This window comes from Thiohalorhabdus sp. (assembly GCF_046545655.1).
GTDB lineage: Bacteria > Pseudomonadota > Gammaproteobacteria > Thiohalorhabdales > Thiohalorhabdaceae > Thiohalorhabdus.
Genome location: NZ_JBKGZG010000012.1, coordinates 46,465 through 56,171 on the forward strand (window position 1 = coordinate 46,465; position 9,707 = coordinate 56,171).

Consider the following 9,707-nt stretch of genomic DNA (forward strand, 5'->3'; position numbering starts at 1 on the left):
TCCCGGATGGAGAGGGGGAGGGGACGATGCCACAGCCCGGTAATGATGGAAGCCCCGTCCGGGATGGGCAACCGTGGCTGACCCTGGTGGGTCTCGGGGAGGACGGCGCGGCGGGGCTGACCCCTGCCGCCCGGGCCGCCGTGGAGCGGGCGGAGACCGTGTTCGGCGGGGAGAGGCACCTGGACCTGGTGCCGGAGGTCCCCGGGCAGGAGCGCATCGCCTGGCCCTCGCCCCTCACCGACGCCCTGCCGTGGATCGAGGCGCGGCGCGGCCGGCCGGTGTGCGTCCTGGCCAGCGGCGATCCCTTCTGGCACGGCATCGGCGCCACCCTGGCCCGGCGCCTGCCGCCGGAGGAGATGGTGGCCCATCCGGCGCCCTCGGCTTTCAGCCTGGCCGCGGCGCGCCTGGGCTGGCCGCTGCAGGAGACCCGCTGCCTGTCCCTGCATGGCCGGGCCCTGGAGCGCGTGCACCCCCGGCTGCACGACGGGGCCCGCCTGCTGCTCCTCAGCTGGGACGGCACCACCCCCGCGGCCCTGGCCCGGCGGCTGGTGGAGCGCGGCTTCGGCGCCTCCACCCTGACCGTGCTGGAGCGCATGGGCGGGCCGGAGGAGCGGCGCCGGGAGGCCCGGGCCACCGACTGGGGGGAAGCGGCGGTGGCGGACCTGAACACCATCGCCCTGACCTGTCGGGCGGATCCCGAGGCCCGGCCGGTGGCCCGCGCGCCGGGCCGGCCGGAGGAGGCCTTCGCGCACGACGGCCAGATCACCAAACGGGAGGTGCGCGCCGTCACCCTGGCCCACCTGGCGCCGGGCGCCGGCGAGCTGCTGTGGGACATCGGTGCCGGCTCCGGCGCCATCGGCGTGGAGTGGATGCTGGCGGACCCGGCCAACCGCGCCGTGGCGGTGGAGCCGCGCCCGGAGCGGATCGCGAATATCGCCGCCAACGCCCGGGCGCTGGGGGTGCCGGACCTGCAAACCGTCGAGGGCAAGGCCCCCGAGGCCCTGGAGGGATTGCCGGGTCCCGACGCGGTCTTCATTGGCGGCGGCCTGACCACCCCCGGGCTCCTGGACCGCTGCCGGGAGGCCCTGCCCGCCGGCGGGCGCCTGGTGGCCAACAGCGTCACCGTGGAGGGGGACGCGGTGCTGGCGGAGGCGCGTCAGCGCCTGGGGGGGCAGCTCACCCGGCTGGCGGTGGACCGCGCCGAGCCCCTGGGCGGCTTCAGCGGCTGGAGCCCCCTGCGCCCGGTGACCATCTGGTCGCTGGTGGTGCGGTGATCGCGCTCGGTGTGGGGTTCAGCGCCCGGTGTACCGCGGCGGAGCTGGAGGCGCTCGCCGCCGGCGTCCTGGAAGCCGCTCCCGGCGACCCCGGTCCCCACCGCATCGCCACCCTGGAGCGCAAGCGTGCAAGCGGCCTCCTGGAGGCGGTGGCGGAGCGCCTGGACCTGACGCCGCTGTACCTGAGCCCCGAGGACCTGGCCCCGTTCCAGGAGGGGCTGGCCCATTCGGTGCGGGCCGGGGCCGCCGTGGGCCTGACCTCGGTGGCCGAGGCCGCGGCGCTGGCTGCCGCCGGGACGGACGCGCGCCTGGTGGTAGCCAAGACGGCCAGCCCCCGGGCCACCTGCGCAGCGGCCATAGGGCAGGGGACCGGATAAAGCCGCAGTTCGGCAGGACCGGTGCCCCCGGGTTTTGTAGGAGCCTGCTTCAGCAGGCGAGCCGTGGAACCGGCCCACCGCCCATCAACGATTCGCTTGCTAAAGCAAGCTCCTACGTGCGCTGTCACGGGTTCATGCTGCCCATTCCAACCTTGCTATCGGAGAGCGGTGACCCTTTCAGGAGGAAGCATGACCGTCCATTTCATCGGCGCCGGCCCCGGCGCCCCCGACCTGCTCACCCTGCGCGGCCGCGACCGCATCGCCGCCTGCCCGGTGTGCCTCTACGCCGGCTCCCTGGTCCCCGAGGAGGTTATCGCCCATGCCCCGGAGGGTGCCCGCGTGGTCAACACCGCCCCCATGACCCTCGACGAGATCATGGCGGAGATCGAGCAGGCCCAAGCGGCCGGCCAGGATGTGGCGCGGCTGCATTCCGGGGACCTCTCCGTCTACAGCGCCCTGAGCGAGCAGGTGCGGCGGCTGGAGGAAATGGGCATCGACTACACCATCACCCCCGGCGTCCCGGCCTTCTCCGCAGCGGCCGCCACCCTGGGGCGCGAGCTCACCGTGCCCGAGGTGGCGCAATCGGTGGTGCTGACCCGGACCCAGGGACGCGCCTCCTCCATGCCGTGCGGGGAGACCCTGGAGGCCTTTGCCGCCACCGGCGCCACGCTGGCCGTCCACCTGTCCCTGCACAACATCGAGGACGTGGCGGCCCGCCTGACCCCCTACTACGGCGCCGAGTGTCCCGCTGCCGTGGTGCTGCGGGCGAGCTGGCCCGACGAGACCGTTCTCACCGGCCGCCTGGACACCATCGCCGACCAGGCCGCGGAGCTGCCGCTGCGGCGAACCGCGCTGATCCTGGTGGGACCCGCCCTGGACCCCGGGGATTTCCGGAACAGCGCCCTCTATGACCCGAAGCACGTGCGTCGTTTCCGGGGCCAGAGGGGGGAGGGTGAAGAGCAGGGGGGCTAAGTTTCCGGAACCACCGCCTTCGGGCTCCGGGCAAGCTTGCGGTCGAAGGTGTAGAGGGTTTCGCATCCAGCCTCCTGGCTGGTAAACAGGATGCAGTAATCGGCGAAGTCGGCCGGCCCGGAGCGGTATGCCGCCAGGGCGCGCCAGGCCACTTCCTCCCTCTCCACCGTAAGCTCCGCCACGGTGAGAATGCGCTCCAGGACGCTGGCGATCTGTTCTTTGTCGTAGCCATAGGCCCCACGCAGAACCCAAACCAGCTCGCAGAGCACTACCTGAGCCACGAAGCCTGGCCGCTCGGGAGAGCATTCCTGCTCGAGGATGCGGGCCGCTGCTGCCGCCTGCTCCGGGTGATCTTCCGTCAGATAGCGGGCCAGGAGGTTGGTGTCGAGGGCAATCATCCGCCTGCACTGCCCTTCTCGATGGCCCGATCCATGTCCTCCAGGCTCACCGGCCGGGACGGCTTCGGCAGGCTTCCCCGAAGATCCCTGATGGAGAGGTGCTTGGGAATCAGCCGAACGGAGCCGTCCTCCTCCACCAGGAAGGTGACCCGGTCGCCGGTCTGGAGATGGAGCTGGTCCCGGAGATCCTTGGGCAGGGTGATCTGGCCCTTGCTGCTGATGGTCGCTTCCATGGCCTTACCTTGGGGAAAATTCCTTACTTTTCGGTAAGGAAAGCTTAGGAGCCGGTTGCGTCCAGGTCAATGCCCCGAGATTCCGGCTGCTGGCCGAAATCCGGTGCCCGATTTTGACGTCCCCGGGTGGCCCATGTAGGTTATTGGGCATCTTTTTGCCGGGGTGGCCCGGCAATGACAATCCAGAAAACCCGCCTCAGGTGTTCCGCGGCCCCGGCAGGGCCGCGGAATGAAACGGGAAGTCCGGTATGGCCCGCCTTGGGAGACCAGGGGAGCCAAAGCCGGCGCTGCCCCCGCAACGGTAGGCGAGTGACGGGACGGCCTTCATGCCACTGCGCAAAAGCGCGGGAAGGCGGCTGTCCCGGCGGTGTCCGAAGGGATCCGCCAGCTCGCCAGCCCGGAGACCGGCCTGGGGTTTCGGCTGCGGCGCTGCGGAGGGCGGTGCCGGGCGCGGACCTCCGCCTTCCCGTCCCGCCTGTGAAGTCCTCCGAGGTGCCCGGCCCGTGCGGGTGTGCACGTCTCAGGAGGACAACTTGCTTCATTCCCGTTTTCCGTACGCCGGAACCGTGCTGCTCGGCGCGGCCCTGCCCCTCGTTCCCGCCACCGCCGCGACCCCGCCCCAGCTGGAAGAGACCTTGGTGACCGCGAGCCGGACCCCCCAGGAACCCACCCGGACCCTGGCGGCCACCACGGTGATCGACCGGGACGACATCGCCAACAGCAACGCCCACGGTGTCCAGGACCTTCTGGAGCAGCGGGTCCCGGGCCTGCAGATGAGCAACAGCGGCGGGGCGGGAAAGGACTCCAGCGTCTTCCTGCGCGGCACCAACAGCGACCACGTGCTGGTGCTGGTGAACGGCATCAAGCAGAATTCGGCCACCACCGGCAAGGCGGCCTTCCAGCACCTGCCGGTGGAGCAGATCGAGCGCATCGAGGTGGTGCGCGGGCCCCGCTCCAGCCTGTATGGTGCCGAGGCCGTGGGCGGGGTGATCCAGATCTTCACCCGTCAGGGCGAGGAGGGGTTCCACCCCCATGCGGAAATCGGCTACGGCAGCCACGAGCACCGCGAGGCTAGCGCCGGGGTGCGGGGCGGCAGCGCCGACACCCGCTACAGCCTGGGCCTGGACCATGTGGCCACCGAGGGCATCGACGCCCTGGACGGAGGCAACCCCGACCATGACGGCTACGAGCGCACCGCCGCGTCGGCAAGCCTGGAGCAGGAGCTTTGGGCAGGGGGCGAGGTGGGGCTGGACTTCATGCGCGCCGAGGGAGTCACGGAATACGATAGCCCATCGGAGCCCGATGCCGATCAGGAGGACGAGATCGTCCAGCAGTCCGCCGCCGCGACCTTCCGCCAGTCCGTGGGGGCCGTCTGGGACACCCGGCTGCGGGTCGGGGAGAGCCGGGACGAGAGCGAGATCCTCAAGGACGGCGAACGGACCGACTTCCACGGGACCCGGCGGCAGGAGGCCTCGTGGAGCAACAGCCTCTATGTCACCGATTTCCAGGAGCTGGTGCTGGGAGCCGATTTCCGGGAGGACCGATTGGATTACGATTTGGAGTCCGGTGGCGAGTACGCCGAGGACAGCCGGTACAATCGGGCGGCGTTCGGCCAGTGGCTCGCCGACTGGCGCCCGGTGGAGGTCGGCCTCGGCCTTCGGCACGACGACAATGAGGCCTACGGCGCGCACACCACCGGCAACGCGAACCTGGGCTTCCGGCTTGCCGAGCGCTTGAAGCTGGTGGCCTCTTACGGCACGGCCTTCAAGGCTCCTACCTTTAATGACCTTTATTGGCCGGACGGCCGCTTTGGGTTTTTCGGTAACCCCGATCTGAAACCGGAGGAATCCCGCACCGCGGAGCTGGGCCTGGAGGGTCGGGCCGGCTGGGGGAGCTGGGAGCTGCGGGCCTTCGAGACCCGGGTGGAGGAGCTGATCGTCAACGTGGACACCAATAATGACGGCTGGGTGGATACCCCGGAGAATCTCGCCGAGGCCCGCATCCGCGGCGCCGAGCTCTCCGCGGACCTGCACAAGGGCGGCTGGCGCGTGCGTCCCTCGGTGACCTATCTGGAGCCCGAGGACGAGGAAACCGGCAACCAGCTGCCCCGTCGGGCCAAGGCCAGCGGCACCCTGGACGTTCAGAAGACCTGGACGGACCGGTGGGCCTTCGGCGGCACCGTGGAGGCCAAGGGCAAGCGCTACGACGGGGTGGAAAACACCGACGAGCAGGAGATGCCCGGCTACGCCCTCCTGCACCTGCGGGGCTCCCGCGCCCTGGGGGATGCCTGGCGCTTGGAGGTGGAGGCCAACAATGTCCTGGATAAGGACTACGAAAGGGTGCAGGGCTACAACACCCATGGCCGGGAATTCTTCGTGAGCCTGAGCTATGGGGCGCACTAGGCCCGCTTTCCAAGGGGGCGTCCGCAGGGCGCCCGTTCCCCTGTTCCTTCGGACCGTGGCGGCCCTGGCCGCCGCGGTCTTGCTGGGGATGCCGGCCGGCGTGGCGGGGGCCGCCGACCGGCCCACCGTGGTTTCCATCAACGCCTGCACCGACCAGCTGGTGCTGGGGCTCGCGGATCCGGAGCAGATCGCCTCTGTCTCCAACCGTGCGCGCAGTCCGGCCTTCTCCTATATGTCCGAGGAGGCCGCGGCATATTCGGTGAACCACGGCCACGCCGAGGAAGTGCTGGCCCAGGATCCGGACTTGGTGGTCTCCGGGCCCTACACCAAGCGGGAGACGCGGGAACGGCTGGATGATTTGGGGTACCGCGTGGTCACCCTGGACAGCCCCAAGGACTTCCCCGCCATCCGCGACAACATTCGGAGGATGGCCGAGCTCTTGGGCCACCCGGAGCGGGGGGAGCGGCTCGTGGCCGGAATGGACCGCACGCTGGAGGCGGTGTCCGAGCGCCTGCCGCCTCCGGAGGAGCGGCTGCGGACCCTGGCCGTGCGGCCCAACGGTGTGACCGTGGGTGAGGGCGCCCTGCTGGACACCCTTATTCAGGCGGCCGGGCTGCGCAATGTGGGGCGTGAGGTGGGGGCGGGCTCTTACAAGGAGTTCCCGCTGGAGCACCTGGTCAGCACCCGTCCGGACTTCCTGATCCTGGCAGGCTTCGCCGATGCGGAGCCCTCCCTGGCGCAGGGGGTGATGCAACACCCGGTTTTCGCTTCATTGGAGACGCGCCGGCCCCGCATGTGGCTCCCGGGCCGACTCTGGAACTGCGGTGGCTGGTTCAACGCCAAGGCAGTGGCCCGTCTGGCCGAGCATGCCTACGGGATCCAGGTCTCCGACCCCGGGAAGCTGGGACTTTGAGGAGAAAGGACAGGCATGGGTACCGATAGCGGGATGCGAGCCTCCGGGGGCGTACCCCCCGGCGGGATCCATGGGGGGACGGGACGCTGGCTGCTGACGCTGCTGGGGGCGGCGGTGCTCGCTCTGAGCGTGGCCAGCCTGGGGCTGGGCCCCGTGGCCCTTGCCCCCGGTCAGGTCTGGCAGGCCCTGTGGGCCCCGGATTCCACCGCCGAGGCCCTCATCGTCCAGGAGCTGCGCCTGCCCCGCACCCTGCTCGGCGTGGCCGTGGGGGCGAGCCTGGGCATCGCCGGGGCCGGGCTGCAGGGCCTGCTGCGCAACCCCCTGGCGGAGCCCGGGGTACTGGGCATCTCCAACACCGCCGCCCTGGGGGCCGTGGTCACCCTCTACACCGGCGTGGCCGCTGCCGTGCCCCTGGCCCTGCCGGCCGCCGCCATGGCCGGTGCCCTGCTGTCGCTGGTGCTGCTCTATGGCCTGGCCGGCCGGGAGGCCAACGTCCAGACCCTGATCCTGGCCGGGGTGGCCATCTCCAGCCTGGCCGGTGCGCTCATCTCCGTGGCCCTGAATCTGGCGCCCAGCCCCCACGCCACCACGGAGATCCTGTTCTGGCTGCTCGGCTCCCTGGCCGACCGCGGCATGGACCACGTGGCCTGGGGCCTGCCGTTCATGGCCGCGGGGGTGGCGCTGCTGCTTTCCGCCGGCCGTGCCCTGGACGCCCTGAGCATGGGCGAGGAGACCGCCCGAAGCCTGGGCTTCAACCTGAACGCCTTGCGGTTCCGCATCATCACCGGGGCCACCCTGGCGGTGGGCGCCGGGGTGGCGGTCTCAGGCAGCATCGGCTTCGTCGGCCTGGTGGTGCCGCACCTGCTGCGGCCGCTGGTGGGCTATCAGCCCGCCCGCCTGCTCCCCGCCAGCGCCCTGGGGGGCGCCATCCTGCTGCTGCTCGCCGATCTGGGACTGCGCTTCTCCCCGGACCTGGACCTCAAGCTGGGTGTGGTCACGGCCCTGGTGGGGGCGCCGTTCTTCCTCCACCTGGTGCTCAAGACGCGGAGGATGACGGTTTGAGCCTGGAAGCGGAGGTCCTGACCCTGGCCCAGGGCGGCCGGGCGGTAGTGCACGGGGTGAGCCTGACGCTGCAGCCGGGGGAGGTGGCCGCCATCCTCGGTCCCAACGGTGCCGGCAAGAGCACCCTGCTGCGCGCCCTGGCCGGCCTGCACGCCCCGGAGCAGGGCGAGGTGCGCCTGAACGGCGCGCGCCTGGACCGCATGCGTGGCCGCGACCGCGCCCGGGAGCTGGGCTACCTGCCCCAGGCGGCCACCGTGCACTGGCCGCTGCCCGTGGAGCGGGTGGTGGCCCTGGGCCGGCTGCCCCACCTTGGGCCCTGGCAGCGCCTGGGCAGCGCGGACGCCTACGCCGTGGACCGGGCGCTGGCCGCCACCGGGGTGGAGGCGCTGCGCGACCGGCCGGTGACCCAGCTCTCCGGCGGCGAGCGCGCCCGGGTGCTGCTGGCCCGGGTGCTGGCCGGCGAGCCCTCCACCCTGCTGGCGGACGAGCCCGTGGCCGGCCTCGACCCCTACCACCAGGTCCACTTCATGGAGCTGGTGCGCGACTACGCCCGTGCCGGCCGCACCGTGGCCCTGGTGCTGCACGACCTGAATCTGGCTGCCCGCTTCTGCGACCGCCTGTTCCTCATGGACGAGGGCGCGCTCGCGGCCCAGGGAACGGCCCGGGAGGTGCTGGACCCCCGCCATCTGGGCGACGTATTCGGCATCCGGGCGGTGTACGGCGAGCAGGACGGCGAGCCCTACGTGGTGCCGTGGGGGCGCTCTTCCTAGATCCTGGAAATTTCGCGCAGTGGTGTGGTCCAATCGGCATCAGAACCGTATAGCACGAAATCTGTGCAGCACGAGGGTCGTGCCATGAAGAATGTGACCATCTCCCTGGACGAAGAAACGGCGCGCTGGGCCAAGGTCTGGGCGGCCGAGCACGATACGAGCGTCTCCAAGCTCGTGGGCGATCTGCTGCGGCAGCGCATGCAGGAGGACGCCGAATACCGGGCGGCCATGGAACGCTATTTGAGCCGGGGCGCCTGGCCTCTCGGCGAGCCCGGGAAGAAGCTGCCCAGCCGGGACGAGCTCCATGAGCGCCACTCCGGCGAGCGGGATTGAAGGTCTGCTCATGGCCGCCCTACAGTTCTTTGCCGACACCAACCTTCTGGTTTACGCCCGCGATGCCAATGAGCCGGAAAAGCGGGAACGCGCCCGGGCCTGGATGGATCGCCTTTGGCACGACAGAAACGGCTGCCTGAGCTATCAGGTCCTGCAGGAGTTCTATATCACGGTCACGCAGAAGCTGAATCCCGCCATGCCTGCCGCTGAGGCGCGTCAGGACATCCGGGCGCTCGTGGCCTGGCAGCCCGTTCGGACGGATGTGGCGATTCTGGAAGCCGCGTGGCGCCTGCAGGAGCAGTTCCTGCTGTCCTGGTGGGATGCCCTGATTGTGGCCGCGGCGGAATGGAGCTCCGCGGATTATTTGCTCACCGAAGGCCTCCAGGAAGGGCAGGATCTGAATGGCATCCGGGTGATGAATCCCTTCCGCCAGGACCCGGGGTCAGTGTAGCCCATGCCCCACCTCATCCTGGGCGGCGCCCGCAGCGGCAAGAGCCGCCTGGCCGAGCAGCGCGCCAAAGACTGGGGCGGAGGGGTAGTCTACGTGGCCACCGCCACCGCTGGGGACGAGGAGATGGCGGCGCGCATCGCCCGCCACCAGGCCGACCGTCCCGGTCACTGGGGCCTGGTGGAGGAGCCGGTGGCCCTGGCCCGCGTGCTCCGCGAGGAGGCCCGGCCGGGCCGCTGCCTGCTGGTGGACTGCCTGACCCTGTGGCTCAGCAACCTGCTGGGGGAAGGCGAGGAGGCCCTGGAGCGGGAGCGGGCCGCCTTCCTGGCCGCCCTGGAGGAGGTCTCCGGCGAGGTGCTGCTGGTGAGCAACGAGGTGGGGCAGGGGGTGGTGCCCGCCGACCCCCTGTCGCGCCGGTTCGTGGACGAGGCAGGCCGGCTGCACCAGGCGGTGGTCGAGCGCTGCGAGCGGGTGACCTTCGTGGTGGCGGGGCTGCCCTGGACGCTGAAGGACGAGTCGTAGGAG

Annotated in this window: 12 protein-coding genes and 1 riboswitch; of the genes, 10 read left to right on the forward strand and 2 right to left on the reverse strand. The window is 70.9% G+C overall.

Translation table 11 applies throughout. The annotated features are described in order from the left end of the window. Positions 1–26: 26 nt before the first annotated feature. The 3 genes from cbiE (at position 27) to cobM (ending at position 2,623) form a co-directional block, all read left to right on the forward strand. Positions 27–1,274: a precorrin-6y C5,15-methyltransferase (decarboxylating) subunit CbiE gene (gene cbiE, locus ACLFRB_RS04530; protein ID WP_411067815.1), complete on the forward strand. Its 1,248-nt coding sequence runs from the start codon at positions 27–29 to the stop codon at positions 1,272–1,274. Further along, positions 1,271–1,651, forward strand: coding sequence for a cobalamin biosynthesis protein (locus ACLFRB_RS04535; protein WP_411067816.1), 381 nt, complete (start codon positions 1,271–1,273; stop codon positions 1,649–1,651). Before cbiE ends, ACLFRB_RS04535 begins: the two co-directional genes overlap by 4 nt. A gap of 189 nt (positions 1,652–1,840) precedes the next feature. Next, complete coding sequence (cobM, locus tag ACLFRB_RS04540; RefSeq protein ID WP_411067817.1) at positions 1,841–2,623, forward strand: precorrin-4 C(11)-methyltransferase; 783 nt, start codon at positions 1,841–1,843, stop codon at positions 2,621–2,623. Here cobM and ACLFRB_RS04545 read toward each other — a convergent pair. Together ACLFRB_RS04545 and ACLFRB_RS04550 are read right to left on the reverse strand one after the other, a co-directional pair. Continuing rightward, positions 2,620–3,021 carry a PIN domain-containing protein gene (locus ACLFRB_RS04545; RefSeq protein ID WP_411067818.1) on the reverse strand — a complete coding sequence of 134 codons (402 nt, stop codon included), beginning with the start codon at positions 3,019–3,021 and terminating at the stop codon, positions 2,620–2,622. The genes cobM and ACLFRB_RS04545 overlap by 4 nt on opposite strands. Beyond that, on the reverse strand, positions 3,018–3,254 hold the full coding sequence (locus tag ACLFRB_RS04550) for an AbrB/MazE/SpoVT family DNA-binding domain-containing protein (protein WP_411067819.1): 237 nt from the start codon (positions 3,252–3,254) through the stop codon (positions 3,018–3,020). Before ACLFRB_RS04550 ends, ACLFRB_RS04545 begins: the two co-directional genes overlap by 4 nt. Before the next feature lie 181 nt (positions 3,255–3,435). Beyond that, a riboswitch (cobalamin riboswitch) is annotated at positions 3,436–3,682 on the forward strand. A gap of 105 nt (positions 3,683–3,787) precedes the next feature. Between ACLFRB_RS04550 and ACLFRB_RS04555 the strand changes: the two genes are divergently transcribed. From ACLFRB_RS04555 to cobU, 7 genes are all read left to right on the forward strand, one after another. After that, entirely contained in the window at positions 3,788–5,656 is a 1,869-nt protein-coding gene (locus tag ACLFRB_RS04555) for a TonB-dependent receptor domain-containing protein (protein ID WP_411067820.1), read from the forward strand. Between the two features lie 100 nt (positions 5,657–5,756). Continuing rightward, positions 5,757–6,569 carry an ABC transporter substrate-binding protein gene (locus ACLFRB_RS04560; protein WP_411067821.1) on the forward strand — a complete coding sequence of 271 codons (813 nt, stop codon included), beginning with the start codon at positions 5,757–5,759 and terminating at the stop codon, positions 6,567–6,569. A gap of 33 nt (positions 6,570–6,602) precedes the next feature. After that, on the forward strand, positions 6,603–7,631 hold the full coding sequence (locus tag ACLFRB_RS04565) for a FecCD family ABC transporter permease (protein ID WP_411067828.1): 1,029 nt from the start codon (positions 6,603–6,605) through the stop codon (positions 7,629–7,631). Beyond that, the gene (locus ACLFRB_RS04570; protein WP_411067822.1) at positions 7,628–8,401 is read left to right on the forward strand and encodes an ABC transporter ATP-binding protein; all 774 of its coding nucleotides are present in this window, start codon (positions 7,628–7,630) and stop codon (positions 8,399–8,401) included. The genes ACLFRB_RS04565 and ACLFRB_RS04570 overlap by 4 nt, the downstream gene beginning before the upstream one ends. Positions 8,402–8,485: 84 nt before the next feature. Then, positions 8,486–8,734, forward strand: coding sequence for a DUF6364 family protein (locus tag ACLFRB_RS04575; RefSeq protein WP_411067823.1), 249 nt, complete (start codon positions 8,486–8,488; stop codon positions 8,732–8,734). Continuing rightward, entirely contained in the window at positions 8,706–9,185 is a 480-nt protein-coding gene (locus ACLFRB_RS04580) for a PIN domain-containing protein (RefSeq protein ID WP_411067824.1), read from the forward strand. Before ACLFRB_RS04575 ends, ACLFRB_RS04580 begins: the two co-directional genes overlap by 29 nt. Positions 9,186–9,188: 3 nt before the next feature. After that, a complete protein-coding gene (cobU, locus tag ACLFRB_RS04585) occupies positions 9,189–9,704 on the forward strand; it encodes a bifunctional adenosylcobinamide kinase/adenosylcobinamide-phosphate guanylyltransferase (protein ID WP_411067825.1) in 516 nt (171 codons plus the stop codon). Positions 9,705–9,707: the final 3 nt, after the last annotated feature.

What these genes read in the sequence shown, in the direction of transcription:
- ACLFRB_RS04575 (WP_411067823.1), top strand. Translation starts at nt 8,486, where the DNA reads ATGAAGAATGTGACCATCTCCCTGGACGAAGAAACGGCGCGCTGGGCC.
- ACLFRB_RS04550 (WP_411067819.1), bottom strand. Translation starts at nt 3,254, where the DNA reads ATGGAAGCGACCATCAGCAGCAAGGGCCAGATCACCCTGCCCAAGGAT.
- cobM (WP_411067817.1), top strand. Translation starts at nt 1,841, where the DNA reads ATGACCGTCCATTTCATCGGCGCCGGCCCCGGCGCCCCCGACCTGCTC.
- ACLFRB_RS04545 (WP_411067818.1), bottom strand. Translation starts at nt 3,021, where the DNA reads ATGATTGCCCTCGACACCAACCTCCTGGCCCGCTATCTGACGGAAGAT.
- cobU (WP_411067825.1), top strand. Translation starts at nt 9,189, where the DNA reads ATGCCCCACCTCATCCTGGGCGGCGCCCGCAGCGGCAAGAGCCGCCTG.
- ACLFRB_RS04580 (WP_411067824.1), top strand. Translation starts at nt 8,706, where the DNA reads ATGAGCGCCACTCCGGCGAGCGGGATTGAAGGTCTGCTCATGGCCGCC.
- ACLFRB_RS04565 (WP_411067828.1), top strand. Translation starts at nt 6,603, where the DNA reads ATGCGAGCCTCCGGGGGCGTACCCCCCGGCGGGATCCATGGGGGGACG.
- cbiE (WP_411067815.1), top strand. Translation starts at nt 27, where the DNA reads ATGCCACAGCCCGGTAATGATGGAAGCCCCGTCCGGGATGGGCAACCG.